This is a genomic window from Geodermatophilus sp. SYSU D00742, assembly GCF_054049935.1.
Window position 1 is genome coordinate 72405 of the sequence record NZ_JBJGYJ010000019.1, and the last position, 15652, is coordinate 88056.

At 75.2% G+C, this 15652-nt stretch carries 15 protein-coding genes; 8 read left to right on the forward strand and 7 right to left on the reverse strand.

Features of this window, described 5'->3' with window-relative positions; translation table 11 throughout:
• Positions 1-60: 60 nt before the first annotated feature.
• The 4 genes from ACI78V_RS14460 to ACI78V_RS14475 all read right to left on the reverse strand — a co-directional run bounded on the left by ACI78V_RS14460 (position 61) and on the right by ACI78V_RS14475 (position 3444).
• Positions 61-1080, reverse strand: coding sequence for an amidohydrolase family protein (locus ACI78V_RS14460; RefSeq protein WP_456851862.1), 1020 nt, complete (start codon positions 1078-1080; stop codon positions 61-63).
• A gap of 50 nt (positions 1081-1130) precedes the next feature.
• Positions 1131-1907 carry a DUF1932 domain-containing protein gene (locus tag ACI78V_RS14465; RefSeq protein ID WP_456851864.1) on the reverse strand — a complete coding sequence of 259 codons (777 nt, stop codon included), beginning with the start codon at positions 1905-1907 and terminating at the stop codon, positions 1131-1133.
• 96 nt (positions 1908-2003) lie between these two features.
• The gene (locus ACI78V_RS14470) at positions 2004-2714 is read right to left on the reverse strand and encodes a 4-carboxy-4-hydroxy-2-oxoadipate aldolase/oxaloacetate decarboxylase (RefSeq protein WP_456851866.1); all 711 of its coding nucleotides are present in this window, start codon (positions 2712-2714) and stop codon (positions 2004-2006) included.
• Between the two features lie 79 nt (positions 2715-2793).
• On the reverse strand, positions 2794-3444 hold the full coding sequence (locus tag ACI78V_RS14475; RefSeq protein WP_456851868.1) for a GntR family transcriptional regulator: 651 nt from the start codon (positions 3442-3444) through the stop codon (positions 2794-2796).
• Positions 3445-3603: 159 nt separating this feature from the next.
• Between ACI78V_RS14475 and ACI78V_RS14480 the strand changes: the two genes are divergently transcribed.
• The 3 genes from ACI78V_RS14480 (at position 3604) to ACI78V_RS14490 (ending at position 6656) form a co-directional block, all read left to right on the forward strand.
• Positions 3604-3792, forward strand: a complete 189-nt coding sequence (locus tag ACI78V_RS14480; RefSeq protein WP_456851869.1) for an antitoxin — start codon at positions 3604-3606, stop codon at positions 3790-3792.
• 212 nt (positions 3793-4004) lie between these two features.
• Complete coding sequence (locus ACI78V_RS14485) at positions 4005-4940, forward strand: alpha/beta hydrolase (protein WP_456851871.1); 936 nt, start codon at positions 4005-4007, stop codon at positions 4938-4940.
• 78 nt (positions 4941-5018) lie between these two features.
• Positions 5019-6656, forward strand: coding sequence for a flavin-containing monooxygenase (locus ACI78V_RS14490; RefSeq protein ID WP_456851873.1), 1638 nt, complete (start codon positions 5019-5021; stop codon positions 6654-6656).
• 68 nt (positions 6657-6724) lie between these two features.
• Here the strand turns inward: ACI78V_RS14490 and ACI78V_RS14495 are convergent, their stop codons facing one another.
• The gene (locus tag ACI78V_RS14495) at positions 6725-7393 is read right to left on the reverse strand and encodes a GntR family transcriptional regulator (protein WP_456851875.1); all 669 of its coding nucleotides are present in this window, start codon (positions 7391-7393) and stop codon (positions 6725-6727) included.
• Positions 7394-7518: 125 nt separating this feature from the next.
• Here ACI78V_RS14495 and ACI78V_RS14500 point away from each other — a divergent pair, with 125 nt between their 5' ends.
• Positions 7519-8469, forward strand: coding sequence for an alpha/beta hydrolase (locus ACI78V_RS14500; protein ID WP_456851877.1), 951 nt, complete (start codon positions 7519-7521; stop codon positions 8467-8469).
• Positions 8470-8535: 66 nt separating this feature from the next.
• A complete protein-coding gene (locus ACI78V_RS14505) occupies positions 8536-10068 on the forward strand; it encodes an ATP-dependent DNA ligase (protein WP_456851879.1) in 1533 nt (510 codons plus the stop codon).
• A 33-nt stretch (positions 10069-10101) separates the two neighbouring features.
• Here ACI78V_RS14505 and ACI78V_RS14510 read toward each other — a convergent pair whose 3' ends face one another.
• Together ACI78V_RS14510 and ACI78V_RS14515 are read right to left on the reverse strand one after the other, a co-directional pair.
• A complete protein-coding gene (locus ACI78V_RS14510; RefSeq protein WP_456851880.1) occupies positions 10102-10353 on the reverse strand; it encodes a hypothetical protein in 252 nt (83 codons plus the stop codon).
• A gap of 156 nt (positions 10354-10509) precedes the next feature.
• Complete coding sequence (locus ACI78V_RS14515; RefSeq protein WP_456851882.1) at positions 10510-11598, reverse strand: maleylacetate reductase; 1089 nt, start codon at positions 11596-11598, stop codon at positions 10510-10512.
• A 736-nt stretch (positions 11599-12334) separates the two neighbouring features.
• Here ACI78V_RS14515 and ACI78V_RS14520 point away from each other — a divergent pair.
• The 3 genes from ACI78V_RS14520 (at position 12335) to ACI78V_RS14530 (ending at position 15541) form a co-directional block, all read left to right on the forward strand.
• Positions 12335-12538 (forward strand): cold-shock protein, encoded by a 204-nt coding sequence (locus ACI78V_RS14520; RefSeq protein WP_097208479.1) that lies wholly within the window; start codon positions 12335-12337, stop codon positions 12536-12538.
• Positions 12539-12713: 175 nt separating this feature from the next.
• Positions 12714-13736 (forward strand): LLM class flavin-dependent oxidoreductase, encoded by a 1023-nt coding sequence (locus ACI78V_RS14525; RefSeq protein ID WP_456851883.1) that lies wholly within the window; start codon positions 12714-12716, stop codon positions 13734-13736.
• Between the two features lie 185 nt (positions 13737-13921).
• Positions 13922-15541: an alpha/beta fold hydrolase gene (locus ACI78V_RS14530; protein ID WP_456851884.1), complete on the forward strand. Its 1620-nt coding sequence runs from the start codon at positions 13922-13924 to the stop codon at positions 15539-15541.
• Positions 15542-15652: the final 111 nt, after the last annotated feature.

Here is a 15652-nt window from a genome sequence, read left to right on the forward strand (position 1 = left end):
GCCCCGCCAGGGTCCTCCCTGGCGGGGCGCGGTGCGTCGTCGGGCCGGCGGGGCGGGCGCTCAGCGGCCGCGGGCCCGCAGCGCGGCGTCCAGCCGCGGGTAGACCCGCCGGACGTTGCCCTCGAAGACCTTCGTGCGGTCCTCCGGCGTCAGCTCCAGCGCCTCGACGTAGCGCCGGGTGTCGTCGAAGTGGTGCCCGGTCCGCGGGTCGATCCCCCGGACGGCGCCGACCATCTCGGAGCCGAACAGGATGTTGTCGACGTCGATGACCTCGAACAGCAGGTCGATGCCCGGCTGGTGGTACACGCAGGTGTCGAAGAAGACGTTGCCCATCACCGCCTCCTCGACGGCCGGGCGGCCGAGCATGTCGGCCAGCCCGCGGAAGCGGCCCCAGTGGTAGGGCACCGCCCCGCCGCCGTGCGGGATCACGAACCGCAGGTCGGGGAAGTCGGTGAACAGGTCGGCCTGGACGAACTGCATGAACGCCGTGGTGTCGGCGTTCAGGTAGTGCGAGCCGGTGGCGTGGAAGTTCCTGTTGGTCACCGCGGACACGTGGACCATCGCCGGGACGTCCAGCTCGACCATCGCCTCGTAGAGCGGGTACCAGCTCTCGTCGGTCAGCGGTGCCGACGTCCAGGAGCCGCCGCTGGGGTCGGGGTTGAGGTTGCACCCGACGAAGCCGAGCTCCTCGACGCAGCGCCGCAGCTCGGCCACGGACCGCTCGATCGGGACGCCGGGGGACTGCGGGAGCTGGCAGACCCCGATGAAGCTGTCGGGGTAGAGCGCCACGACGCGGGCGATCAGGTCGTTGTTGACCTGGGTCCAGCGCGTGCTGACCGCCTCGTCCCCGACGTGGTGGCCCATCGCCGAGGCGCGCGGGGAGAAGACGGTCAGGTCGATCCCCCGCTCGGCCATCAGCCGCAGCTGGCTGCCCTCGATGGTCTCGCGGAGGACGTCGTCGGGGATGTCCGGGTAGGCCGGGGGCTGCTCACCGGCGTCGAACGCCGCCCGCTGGGCCTCCCGCCAGTCGGCGTGCGGTCCCGGCGCGGTGGTGTAGTGGCCGTGGCAGTCGATGATCATGCGGGATCTCCTCGCGTGGTGGTCCGTGGTGGGGTCGCCGGGCGCAGCGGTCAGGTGCCCTGGCGGTCCCGCAGCTCCCCGAGCTGGTCGCGGGCCGCGGCGGCGACGCGCGGCGGCACGCCGAGCTCGCGCAGCTGGTCGACGGCGGCGGCCATCTCGTCGGCGCGGCGCCGGGCGTGCCGGTGGGTGCCGTCGACCAGCCGGTCGACGGCCCGCTCGTCGAACCCGGTCAGCTCGGCGCTGATGTTCTCGCGCAGCCAGTCCGCGCAGCCGGCGGCCTCGGCGGCGGTGAGCGCCTCGACGACCGCGGCGGCCAGGCCCTTGTAGAAGACGCTGCGCAGCAGCTTGCGCGCGATGGCCGCTCCGGCGGGGCCCGGCTGGATCGTGACCTCGACCCCGAATCCGGCGAGGACCTCGGCGTAGCGCGCCGCGCCGCCCCCGGAGACCAGCATCGGGGTGTGCAGGCCGTGGCCGGGTACCGGCGACAGGAGCGCCACGTCGACGACGGGCACGTCCCGGCCGGCGAGGCGCTCCACCAGGGCGAGCTTGACCCCCGGCGAGGCGGTGTTCAGGTCGGCCCACACGGTGCCGGGCCGCAGCGCCGGCAGCGCGTTGACCAGCGCCGGCACCGCGTCGTGCGAGCTGTTGACGCTGAGCACCAGGTCGGCGTCGGCGACCGCCTCGGCCTCGCTGCCGCGGCGCTGCACGCCCTCGACCTCGATCCCCCGGGGGTCGTACCCGCGGACGTCGGCCCCGGCGGCGGCGAGGTCGCGGGCGATCTCCGACCCGGCCTCACCCAGCCCGAGGACGGCGATGCGGGGGCTCACCGTGCCCCCGCGTCGGGGCGCGGCGCCGCGGGCCCGCGGAGGTCGCCCCCACGCGGCCGCCCGCAGCGGACCCCGGTGCCCTCGTGCCCGGGGGCGTCACTCACCACCGGCCGCCTGGCGGTACTGCTCGTAGGTGACGTACTCGATGCCGAACTCGGGCAGCCGCTGCCGCAGGCCGTAGCGGTCCAGCCCGAGCTCGCCGGCCTGGAACGCGGCACGGGCGGCGGCCTCCTTGTCCAGCCGGGCCTGCGAGGCGGTCAGCGCGCGGCCGACGTCGGCCCGGGGGACGACCATCACGCCGTCGTCGTCGGCGAGCACGACGTCACCGGGGTGGATGGTCTGACCGCCCAGGACGACCGGGACGTTGACCGCGCCGGCGGTCGCCTTGACCGAGCCCTGCGCGCTGATCGCCCGCGACCAGGCCGGGAAGCCCATCTCGCGCAGCTCGGCGACGTCGCGGACGCCGCTGGCCAGGACCACGCCGCGCACCCCGCGGCGCGCCAGCGCGGTCGCGAACAGCTCACCGAACAGCCCGTCGGTCGACGGCGAGTTGGTGGTGACCACCAGGACGTCGCCGGGCCGGCACTGCTCGACGGCCACGTGGATCATCAGGTTGTCCCCGGGCCAGCACACGACCGTGACCGCGGTGCCGCCGATGCGCGCGCCCGGCCACGCGGGCCGGTACTCCGGGCCGAGGTAGCCGACCCGGCCGAGCGCCTCGTGCACGGTGGCGACGCCGTAGGTGCCCAGGGTCTCGGCCGCGCCCACGTCGGCGCGGGGCGGGTCGGTGACGACGACGGTCCTCATGCCGCCACCGCCGCGGGAACGGTGCGCTGGGCCAGGTGGATGGACACGGACGACTCCTCGGGTGTGGTGGGAACGGGGGTCAGGAGGACTCGGTGAGGGCGGCCACGACGTTCTCGAAGTGGCTGCGCGCCGCCGCCTCGGCCGCCCGCGGGTCGCGGGCCACGATGGCCGCGACGACCCGCCGCAGCTCGGTGAGCGACCGGTGGGCACGGCCGGGCCGCAGGGACAGCTGGAACTGGTGGCGCACGATCTGGGCCTGCAACCGCTCGATCATCGGGCCGGCCGTGGACTGCCGCGCGGCGGCGCGGATGACCGAGTGCAGCTCGGCGACCAGCGCGGAGTACCGCAGCAGGTCGCCGTCGGCCACCGCCTGCTGCATCAGGTCGCACTGGGCGCGCAGCCGGTCGGCCTCGGCGTCGGTGACCCGCTCCGCGGCCTTGGCCGCCAGCAGTCCCTCGAGCACCATCCGGCACTCGGTGATCTCGACCGCCTCGGCGACGGAGACGGTGCGCACCCGGGCGCCCCGGTTCGGGATCCGCTCCACCAGGCCCTCGGCGATCAGCACGTCGATGGCCAGGCGGACGGCGTTGCGGGTGACCCCGAACGCGTCGGCGAGGTCGGCCTCGACCAGGCGGTGCCCCGGCGGCATGTCCCCGCGGGTGATCGCCTCGCGCAGGCGGCGCTCGGTGGCGTCGCGCCCCCGCGTCCCGACGTCCACGGCGACCTCCATCGTGTACTCCCGGCAGCCTACACAGCAGTGTCGGCAGGATTGTCGACGATCCCGCCGACAGCACGCCGCAGCAGTGCACCGGGCCTCCGGCGCAGGCGTCGGCGACGGGCCCGCCGGGTAGGGCCGACGGGGTCACACCCCACAGGGAGGGAGCACGGCATGGACGTCGGCGGACTCGGCGACAAGGCGAAGCAGGCGCTCGACAGCGAGAAGGGCGAGAAGCTCAGCGACCAGGGCCTGGACAAGGCCGAGCAGCTCGCCGACGACAGGACCGGCGGCAGGTTCGATGCCCAGTCCGACAAGGTCGGCGACGCGGCGGACCAGCGCATCGGCCGGCAGGACGCCTAGCGCGGACACCCCACCGGCGGCGGGCACCCCTGGGCGGACGGACGCCGGGGGGCGCCCGCCGTCGTCGTGTCCACTGCGCCCGTGGCCTTTGTGGGCCGGCGTCCATTGATCCTCGTCGGCGATGCATCCTATTTTGTGGTCCGCATCACACCCCATCGGGTGACAGCCGGACCCGGGTGGGACGGAGCCCTACTGACGTCGAGGTGACGCGGATGGCGCTGGACGAGGCGACGACGGCCTTCCTGACCCAGATGGCCGCCGGCGGCACCCGGCCGCGGCACGAGATGACCCCCGAGGAGGCGCGCGGGCCGACCGCGGCGCTGCGCGGGCTGTACGGGCCCGGGCCGCAGGTGCACGAGGTCGCCGACCACCGCGTCCCGGTGGCCGGCGGCGAGATCCTCGTCCGCGTCCTGACCCCCACGGCCGCGGCGCGGGGTGTGCTCGTCCACTTCCACGGTGGCGGGTGGGTCCTCGGCACCGTGCCCGAGTACGACACCCTCGGCCGGGTGCTGGCCGAGCGGACCGGGATGACCACGGTGCTCGTCGACTACCGGCTGGCCCCCGAGCACCGGTACCCGACCGCGGTCGAGGACTCCTGGGCGGCGCTGCAGTGGGTCGCGGAGCGGCGGGAGTCACTCGGCGGCAACGGCCCCCTCGTCGTCTGCGGCGACAGCGCCGGCGGCACCATCGCCGCCGTGCTGGCCCAGCGGGCCAGGGCGGCCGGCGCGCCGGAGATCGACCTGCAGGTGCTGGTCCACCCGGTCACCGACGCCGGCATGGACACCGGGTCCTACGCCGACCCCGCCAACCAGCTCGTGCTCTCCCGCGACAGCATGGCCTGGTTCTGGGACCACTACGCGCCCGACCGGGACTCCCGGCTGCAGCCGGACGCCTCACCGCTGCGGGCCCCCGACCTCTCCGGTCTGGCGCCGGCCGTGGTGGTCACCGCCGAGCACGACGTCCTGCGGGAGGAGGGCGAGGCGTACGCCCGCCGGCTCGCCTGGGCCGGTGTGCCGGTGGACCTGCGCCGCTTCGACGGCCAGATGCACGGCTTCTTCACCATGGTCGGCCTGCTTCCCGGCTCCACGGCCGCCATCGACCACGTCACCGCCGCGATCGCTGCGCGGTGCACCCCGCAGCCCGCCTGAACCCCACCCGCGAACGGCGGCGGCACCCGGCCGGCGCCCTGCTCCCCCACCCCGCACCGGCTCCGCCCAGGAGGACCCATGTCCGCACCAGCAGCCGACCCCCAGGCCGCGACCCCGTCCGCCCCGTCCACCGTCGACGCCGTCATCGTCGGCGCCGGCTTCTCCGGCATGTACCTGCTGCACAGACTGCGCGGCATGGGGCTGACCGCGGTGGTGTTCGAGGCCGGCACCGACGTGGGCGGCACCTGGTACTGGAACCGCTACCCGGGCGCGCGGGTCGACATCGAGAGCCTGGCGTACTCGTACTCCTTCGACCCGGACCTGGAGCAGCGCTTCGAGTGGCAGGAGCGCTACCCGACCCAGCCGGAGATCCTCCGGTACGCCCAGTACGTCGCCGACCGGTTCGACCTGCGCAGGGACATCGTCTTCCGCACCCGGGTCAGCGGCGCGCACTTCGACGAGGACGGCGGCACCTGGGAGGTCCGCACCGAGCACGGGGACGCGGTGACCGCCCGGTACCTGGTGATGGCCACCGGGTGTCTGTCGGCGGCCAAGCACCCGGAGATCCCGGGCCTGGAGACGTTCAAGGGCGCCAGCTACCACACCGCGCACTGGCCGCACGAGGGCGTGGACTTCACCGGCCTGCGCGTCGGCGTCATCGGCACCGGCTCCTCGGGCGTGCAGTCGATCCCCGTGATCGCCGCCCAGGCCGCCGACGTGACGGTCTTCCAGCGCACCCCCGCGTACTCGCTGCCCGCCCGGAACCGGAAGCTGCGCCCCGACGAGATCGCGGAGATGAAGGAGAACTACCGGTCCTACCGGCAGGCGCAGAAGGAGTCCGCCTTCGGCGTCCCGATCGCGCCGGCGACGAAGTCGGCGCTGGAGGTCTCCCCGGAGGAGCGCGAGGCCCGGTTCGAGGAGGCGTGGGAGAGCGGCAGCCTGGTCAACCTGCTGACCACCTACACCGACCTCACGCTCACCCAGGAGGCCAACGACCTCGCCAGGGAGTTCGTCCACCGCAAGGTCAAGCAGATCGTGCAGGACCCGCAGACCGCCGCGGACCTGTGCCCCGAGTACCCGATCGGCACCAAGCGCCCCTGCCTGGACACGCAGTACTTCGAGACCTACAACCGCCCGGACGTGCACCTGGTCAACCTCCAGCGTGAGCCCCTGGTGGAGATCACCGAGAAGGGCGTCCGGACGGCGGCCGAGGAGTACGTGTTCGACGCCATCGTCTACGCCACCGGCTTCGACGCCATGACCGGCTCGCTCACCAAGGTCGACATCCGCGGCCGGGGTGGCGCCTCGCTCAAGGAGACGTGGAGCGCGGGGCCCCGGACCTACCTGGGCATCGGCTCCGCCGGCTTCCCGAACCTCTTCATGATCACCGGGCCGGGCAGCCCGTCGGTGCTGTCGAACATGATCGTGTCGATCGAGCAGCACGTGGACTGGGTGTGCGACGCCATCGCCCACCTGCGCGACCAGGGCCTGCGCACCATCGAGGCGAGCCAGGAGGCGCAGGACGCCTGGGTCGACCACGTCAACCTCATCGCCTCCTACACCCTGTACCCCAAGGCCAACTCCTGGTACATGGGCGCCAACGTCCCCGGCAAGCCACGCGTCTTCATGCCCTACGCCGGCGGTGTCGGGGAGTACCGCAAGAGGTGCGACGAGGTGGCCGCCAAGGGCTACGAGGGCTTCGTCCTCAGCGCGTGAGCACCGTCCACCGGAGCACCCGGGCCGCGGACGCCGTCGTCCGCGGCCCGGGCCGGGGGTCCGGTCGGTCAGGCGTCCGCGGCCTCCCCGTGCCACAGGGAGTGCTCCACCGACGCGCGGAACTCCACGTAGATCCGCCGGTAGCGGGCCACGGCGCCGGCGCGGTCACCGCGCTCCAGCAGGTCCAGCACCTCGCCGTAGCCCTCCACCCACGGCCGCCAGGAGTCGCTGTGCGACTCCATGGCCAGCATGCGCAGCACCCGCACCACCACCAGGTCGAGCATCGCCTGGAGCTCCCGGTTGCCGTTCGCCATCACGACGATCGTGCTGAAGTCCGCCCCGGCCGCCGAGGCCGTGGTGACGTCGCCGCGGGCGAGCGCGCCGGTGTACTCCGTGTAGCGCGTGCGCAGCCGGGTGAGGTGCTCGTCGGTCAGGTTCTCCACGCCCCCGGCGAACCCGGCGCAGGCCAGCAGCTCCATGACGTCGACGAGCTCGAGCGCCGTCTTCTGCGTGAGGCCGGCGACCTTCCGGGTGCGGTTGGGCGCGACGTCGACCAGCCCCTCGGCGGCCAGCTGCGTGATGGCCTCGCGCACCGGGGTGATGCTCACGCCCAGACGGGCCGCGAGCTCGGCGTCCTTCAACACGGTGCCCGCCGGGAGCTGGCCGGACGTGATCTCCTGCCGCAGCCGTCGGGCGACCGCCTCCCGCCGCGTGAGCGGGACCTCGAACGACGTCACCGGACCCCCTCTCCCGGTCATCCTCCCAGCCCGGCGACGCACCCGCCCCCCGCCGGGCCCCGGTCCCCCGGCCGCACCGCGGCCGGTTCGGCACACACCCGAGCACCCGCCCCGATGGAGGCCCCATGTCCCGCCGCAACCTGATCGACCCCGAGTGCCGCGTTCCCCTCGACGGGCTCCTGGAGGCCCTGCCCGGGGGCTTCAACTCGATCCCCGACATCGTGGCCCGGCGCGCCGCGGTGCAGCAGATCCTCGCGTCCATGGAGGTGCCGGAGAACCCGGACGTCACGAAGGAGGACCGGGTCGTCCCCGGACCGGAGGGCGAGCCGGACATCTCCGTGCGCATCTACCGTCCGGCCGGCGCGACCGGCACGCTGCCGGGCATCTACTACATCCACGGTGGCGGGATGGTCCTCGGCGACGTCGCCGGTGAGGACGTCGCCGCGACCATGCTGTGCGAGCAGGTCGGCGCCGTCGTCGTCTCCGTGGAGTACCGCCTGGCCCCCGAGCACCCCCACCCCGCCCCGGTGGAGGACTGCTACGCCGGGTTGGTCTGGACGGCCGGGAACGCCGCCGACCTCGGGGTGGACCCCGACCGGATCGCCGTCTACGGCGCGAGCGCCGGTGGTGGACTGACCATCGCCACCGCGCTGCTGGCCCGGGACCGCAGCGGCCCCGGGCTGCGGTTCATCATGCCGATCTACCCGATGATCGACGACCGCAACGAGACGGCGTCCAGCCAGGAGATCACCGACATCGGCATCTGGGACCGCGCCGGCAACATCGAGGCCTGGGCCTGGTACCTCGGCGGCAAGCCGGCCGACGAGTACGCCGCGCCGGCGCGCGCCGTGGACGTCTCGGGGCTGCCGCCCACCTTCATCGACGTCGGCACCATCGACCTGTTCCGGGACGAGGACATCGCCTTCGCCCAGCGCCTGATGGCGGCCGGCGTGCCCTGCGAGCTGCACGTCTACCCCGGCAGCTACCACGCGGCGGAGACCTTCGCGCCCGACGCGGCGCTGTCCCGGCGGATCTGGGCCGCCCGCATCGACGCCCTCCGCCGCGCACTCGCCTGAGCGGCGGCGGCCGAGCAGGGGGCGCCGGCGTCGGGAGACGTCAGCGCCCCCTGCCACGATCCCCCCGTGCTGCTCTCCGACGTCGTCGCCGCCTCCGCCGCGGTCGCGGCCACCCGGTCCCGGACGGCCAAGGCGACGGCGATCGCCGACCTGCTGCGCCGCGCCGCGGCCCCGGAGGTGCAGCCGGTCACCGCGTGGCTGGCCGGCGAACCGCTCCAGCGCCGGCTCGGCGTCGGCTGGCGCACGCTGGCGCGGCTGACCGGCGACCCCGCCGCGGCGCCCACCCTGACCGTCCCCGCCGTCGACGCGGCGCTCGGCGAGATCGCCGGCACCGCCGGCGCGGGGTCCACCGCGCGGCGGGAGGCGCTGCTGGGCGCCCTGCTCGCGGCCGCCACCCCCGACGAGCAGCGGTTCCTCGTGCGGCTGCTCACCGGCGAGCTGCGCCAGGGCGCCCTCGAGGGCGTCGTCCTGGACGCGGTGGCCACCGCGGCCGGCGTCCCGGCGGCGAGCACGCGCCGGGCCTTCATGCTGTCGGGCAGCCTGCCGGAGACCGCGGCCACCGCACTGACCGGCGGCACCGCGGCCCTCGACGCGGTGCGCCTGCAGGTGGGCCGGCCGGTGCGGCCGATGCTCGCCAGCCCCGGCTCCTCGCTCGACGCGGCCCTCGACGACCTCGGCGCCGACGTCACCGTCGAGTTCAAGCTGGACGGCGCCCGCATCCAGGTGCACCGGGACGGCGACGACGTCCGGGTGTGGACCCGCACCCTGCGGGAGGTGACCGGCGGGGTGCCCGAGCTGGCCGACCGCGTGCGGGCCCTGCCGTGCTCGACCGTCGTGCTCGACGGCGAGACGCTCGCCCTGGACGACGACGGCCGGCCGCGGGCCTTCCAGGAGACGATGAGCCGCTTCGGCAGCGACGCCGCGGACGAGGGCGTGCTGCTCAGCCCGTTCTTCTTCGACGTGCTGCACCTGGACGGGCGCGACCTGCTCGACGAACCGCTCGCGGTCCGCCTCGACGCGCTCGCCCAGCTCCTGGCCGGCGAGGAGCACGCCGCGCTGCGCATGCCCGGCGTCCGCACCCCCGGCCCCGGCCAGGCGGCCGAGGTGCTGGACGACGCCCTGTCCGCCGGCCACGAGGGCGTCGTCGTCAAGGCCCTCGACGCCCCCTACGCCGCCGGCCGGCGCGGCCGGGCGTGGCAGAAGGTCAAACCCGTGCACACCCTGGACCTGGTCGTGCTGGGCGCGGAGTGGGGGTACGGCCGCCGCTCGGGGAAGCTGTCGAACATCCACCTGGGAGCCCGCGACCCCGACGGCGGCCCGCCCGTCATGGTCGGCAAGACCTTCAAGGGCATGACCGACGAGCTGCTGGACTGGCAGACCCGCACGTTCCCCGCCCTCGCCCGGGAGCAGCCGGACTGGGGCGTGCTGCTGCGGCCGGAGCTGGTGGTCGAGATCGCCCTGGACGGCGCCCAGCGCAGCCCCCGCTACCCCGGCGGTGTGGCGCTGCGCTTCGCCCGGGTGCTGCGCTACCGGCCGGACAAGACCCCGGCCGAGGCCGACACCGTCGACGCGGTGCGTGCCCTGCTCGCCGGGTCCTGAGCGCCCCCGGACCTCCGGAGCCGGCGCGGCGGCCTAGTGGGCGGCGCTCGAGTGGAGCGCTGCCCCGCCGACCTCCCGCAGAGCCGACACCGACAGGACCCGGCCGAGCGGGTAGAGCTCCACGTCGGCGTCCTCGGTGAGGTGGTCGACGACGGTGAGCCAGCCCGGGGGTCCGAAACGGAGGATCCGCGGGGGCAGGTCGAGCCGGCGGGTCGGGTCCTCGGGATCCTGGAGGACGACCCGCCCCTCGTAGAGGTGCCGGTCGTTGACGGTGGTGATGTCCATGGGGCCAGCGTCCTCGGCCCACCGGTCCGCGGCCGGGGTGGGACCACCGCCGCCGGTCCCGCGGGACACGTCGCATGCGGGCACACCTGCACCCTGCGCGTCCGGTCGCCCGGTGCGCGGGGACCGGGGCCGTGCGCCGCGGCGCCGGCGGCGGCGTCAGGACGGTGTCTCCCGGGCGGCCGCGCGGTCGCCGGACCAGGCGCGCTCGAGCAGCGCGGCGACCGACTCGACGTCGAGCGGTCGCGGGTTCGGGTAGGGCGCGGCGACGACCCGCTCGGCGACCCCCCGCAGCCCGTCGCGCGGCACGCCCAGGTCGCGCAGCGTCGTGGCGCCGTCGTGGGCGCGCGCCAGCGCCGAGACCACCGCGACCGGGTCCGGCCCGGCGACGCGCCGCAGCCGGGCCGCCGCCGCGGGGGCGGCCGGCAGGTCGTAGGCCATGACGTGCGCCAGCAGCAGCGTGTGCAGCTCGGCGTGCGGCAGGTCGAACGCACCGCCCAGCACGTGCGCGAGCTGGTGGTGCAGGCCCATCCGGGTCCGGGCCAGGCAGATGCCGGCCAGCCACCCCGCCGCCTGGAGCCGGCTGCGCCCGGGCAGCCCCGCCGGGTCGGCGAGCACCTCCGGCAGCACGGTCAGGATGCCGTCGACGGCCTCGGTCGCCAGGGCGTCGGTGACCGGGGAGGCGTCCGGCGCCCACAGCGCCTCCACGGCGTGGGCCAGCGCGTTCATGGCGCTGGTCCGGGTGAGGCCGACCGGCATGCCGAGGGTGAGCTCGGGGTCGTAGACGACCGTCCCCGGCGCCAGCGCCGGGTCCCGCCGCGTGGTCTTCACCCCGTTGTCGGTCTCGCCCAGGACCGGGGTGACCTCCGACCCGGCGTACGTGGTGGGGACGGCGACCTGCGGCACCCCCGTCCGCGCCGACACCGCCTTGGCCAGGCCGATCGCCGAGCCGCCGCCGATCGCGACGACGCAGTCCACCCCGGCCGTGGTGACCAGTGCCATCGCCTCGGCGGTGACCGTCACCGGCGTGTGCACCGCCGGCCGGTCGAAGCGGGCGGCCAGCCGCGCGCCGAGGCCGGTGGCGACCCCGTCGGCGGCCGCACCGGCCGACCGGGTCGCCACCAGCAGCACCCGGTCGGCTCCGAGTCGCGCCACCTCGTCGGGGACGGAGCCGCGCGCGCCGGGGCCGGTCAGCACGCGGCTCGCCGGCGTCTCGTGGACGGTGACCGGGGTCGTCGTGGTCGTCATGACCGCCACCTCCTGGGGTCGTGCAGCTCGGTCGTGGGGCTGCGCGACGGAGCGGGCGTGCAGCGGGCCCGGCGGCGCCCGACCGTCAGCAGCTCGTCCAGCATGGTCGTCGGTCCAGCTGTCGTCCGGGTCCGGGCACCCGACGGCGCGGTGCTGCCGGCTGAGCCGCCGCAGGAGGCGACCGCACGGCCCGGCGAGGCGCGCCGTGCGGCCGGTCGCCGGATCAGGGGTAGCGTTCCCCCCGAGCAGAGGGGAACCCCATCGCCGGTCACCGCGGACGCTGCGCCGAAGCCCATCTCGGGTGCCCCTGTCGGGGCGACGAGACCATCCACGAGGAACGGTCCCGGGAGCTCACCGACGCCCGGGCCCGTGCCGGCGAGTCGGTGGAGTGCCCCGAGTGCGGCACCCCGACGACGCCGCTGGCCATCGTCACGTGGGGCAACTGCCGCGCGTGCCGGACCGCCCACACGCGTCGCACCGATCCGCTGCGCTGGTGACCGCGACCGGCGTCCCGGCCCGGCGGCAGCACCCCTCCATCGGGGGGCTGTGACCGGATCGGCACCGGCTCCGGCCCGAGAGGCCGTACTGTGGGCCGTGGTCGCTGTTGTGCCTCTGCCTCGTTCTCGGACGTCCGCAGTCGTCCCTGCCTGACGTTCCTCTCGGTCCTGCCGGTCGGTGCGGCGACCCCGACACCACGATCGTGGCGCCGGACACCCCAGCACGGAATGAGAACGACATGGCTCAGGGCACTGTGAAGTGGTTCAACGCGGAGAAGGGCTTCGGCTTCATCGCGCAGGACGGCGGCGGCGCCGACGTCTTCTGCCACTACTCCGCCATCGCCAGCGACGGCTACCGCTCGCTCGACGAGGGCCAGAAGGTGGAGTTCGACGTCACGCAGGGCCAGAAGGGCCCGCAGGCGGAGAACGTCCGCCCCGTCTGACCCACGCCCACGAGGGGTCGCGGCGCACTGCGCCGCGGCCCCTCGTGGCGTCTCCGGGGTCCTGCGCCCACCGGCTCCCGCCGCCCCACCTCCGGCGCCGCGCGGCCGGGTGCCCCCGGCGCGGCAGGCACGCCTCGGGGATGATCACCGCAGCCGCCGTCCCGAGGAGCCCGCCATGCCCGCACCGTCGGTCCCGCTCGAGAAGCTGGGCTTCCTGACCATCGGCTCCTTCGACGGGGACGACCCCGGTCCCGGGCACGAGACGACGTTGCGGGTGATCGAGCTCGGGGAGCGGCTCGGCTTCGACAGCGCCTGGGTGCGCAACCGGCACCTGCAGTACGGGATCTCCTCACCGGTCGCGGTCCTGGCCGCCGCCACCCAGCGCACCCGGCGGATCGAGCTGGGGACGGCGGTCATCCCGCTGGGGTGGGAGAACCCGCTGCGGCTGGCCGAGGACCTCGCCACCGTCGACGTGCTCTCCGGTGGCCGGCTCAACCCGGGGATCAGCGTCGGCCCGCCGATGCACTGGGACGACGTCAAGGGTGCCCTGTACCCGGACACCGCCGAGACCGAGGACTTCTCCCACGAGCGGGTGTCCCGGCTGCTGCGGCTCGTCCGCGGGGAGCGGGCCGGCCGCTTCGCCGGGCGGGAGGGCGTGGTCGAGGAGTGGTCGGACCGGGTGCAGCCGCACTCCCCCGGCCTGGCGCGGCGGATGTGGTACGGCGGCGGCAGCCTGCGGTCGGCGCACTGGGCCGGGGAGCAGGGGATGGCCTTCCTCAGCAGCAGCGTGGTCAAGGCCGAGGAGTCCGAGGACTTCGCCGAGATCCAGCGCGCGCACATCCGGGCGTTCCGGGCCGCGCACCCGGACGGCGCGGCGGCGCGGGCCTCGCAGGGACTCGTGGTGGTCCCCACCGACAGCGCCACGGCCGACCAGCGCGAGCGGTACGCCGCCTACGCCGCGGCCCGCACCCCCCGGACGACCCGCCCGCAGGGCCCGGCCCGGCTGCTGTTCGCCCGCGACCTGGTCGGCACCTCCGAGGAGATCGCCGAGCAGCTGTACGCCCACGCCGGCTTCCAGGAGGTCACCGAGGTGGTCTTCGCGCTGCCGTTCAGCTTCACCGACGCCGACTACGAGCAGATCCTCACCGACATCGCCACGAGGTTGGGCCCGGCGCTCGGCTGGCACCCCGCGGGCTGAGGACCGGCCACGGCAGGTCAACGGCCCCACCCGCACCGCGAGGACTCGCGGTGCGGGTTCCGGAACTCGCCGAGCACGCAACCGTCGACCCGTGACGCGCACGCCGGTGTCCCGGTTGACTCCCGCCGACCACACCCGCGGGCACCCGTCGGCCGTGCCCCGTTCCCGGAGGGGTCGGTGTCCACATGACGACTCGTCGCACCACCGTCGTGGGCGGGCTGGTGGTCCTCCTGCTCGGCGCCGGCCCCGCGGTGGCGAACGCGCACCCCGTGGAGCCGGCGGGCGAGCCGGTACCGGTCCCCACGCTGTCGTGGGCGGCCTGTGGCCTCACACCCGAGGCCACCGCCGCCGGCGTCGAGTGTGCGCGGGCCCCCCTGCCGATGGACTACGACGACCCCGGGGGCGAGCAGGTCGAGGTCTTCGTCGCCCGCGTCCCGGCCACCGACCAGGCCGCCCGCATCGGGTCGCTGTTCTTCAACTTCGGCGGTCCGGGCAGTCCAGCGGCCGAGTACCTGCAGGTCCTCGGTCCGGGGATGTTCAGCCTGCTCAACCAGCGCTTCGACATCGTCGGCCTCGACCCGCGCGGCGTGGGTCAGAGCACCCCGACCGTCGCCTGCGACGCCCCACCGGACCCGCTGCCCACGGCCGAGAACCCCTGGGAACTGGACGTCGACGCGATCGTCGCGGTCAGCCAGCGCTACGTCGACGCCTGCCGCGCGAACAACGGCGCGATCCTCGAGCACCTGTCGACGGCGAACGTCGCCCGGGACATGGACGCGCTGCGCGCCGCCCTCGGCGAGGAGCAGCTGAGCTACCTCGGCTTCTCCTACGGCACCTTCCTCGGGGCCACCTACGCGAGCCTCTTCCCCGGCCGGTACCGGGCCCTGGTCCTCGACGCCGCGCTCGATCCCGAGATGTACCTCGACGACCCCGGCACCCTGAACTCCACCGGACTCGCGGGCTTCGAGGACGCCCTGGACCGCTTCCTCGACGCCTGCGCCGCCGACCAGGCGGCCTGCTCCGGCTTCGGGGGCACCGACCCGCACGCCGCCTTCGACGCGCTGCTGGCGACCGCGGTCGCGACCCCGCTCCCCGTCCCCGGCTTCCCCGAGGACCCCACCCCGGTCGTCGCCGACGAGATCCGGGCGGTGACGTTCCGGCTGCTCTACGCCAAGCAGGTGTGGGGCCTGCTCGCCGCGGCGCTGGCGGCGGCCGAGGACGGCGACGGGTCGCTCGTCCGGGCGGTGTCGGCCCTGCTGTTCCCGGCCGGCGACACCTCGAGCGACGCCTTCCCCGCCATCACGGCCGCCGAGCAGGAGTGGCCCACCGACCCCGACCCCTACCTGCGGCGCAGTGCGGACGAGTGGGCCGCGTTCCCCCACTTCTGGAGCATCCTGGGCACCCACAACCTCCTGTACCACGCGCTGTGGCCGGTGCAGGACGAGGACGCCTTCGACGGCCCGTACGTCGCCGATCCCTCCGCGCCCCCCGTGCTCGTCATCGGCAACACCCACGACCCGGCGACGCCGTACGCCGGGGCCGTCGCGCTGACCGAGCAGCTCGGCAACGCCCGGCTGCTGACCATGGACGGCGACGGGCACGGCGCCTACGGGCCCAACTCCCCCTGCATCAACAGCGCGACGGACAGCTACCTGGTCGCGGGAACGCTCCCCGCCGAGGGCACGGTCTGCCCGCAGGAGGTGCCGTTCACCGCCCCCGAGCCGGCACCGGTCTCCGTGACCACCGCCGCGGCCCTCCCGCTGGCGGTCACCACGGCGGCCGGCGGCCCCGCCGGCGGCCGCTGACCGGGGGGGGGGGGGGGGGGGGGGGGGGGGGGGGGCGGGGGGGCGCGGGGGGGGGGGGGGGGGGGCGCGCGCGGGGGGGGCGGCCCCCCCCCGGGCGGGGGTGGCCCCGGG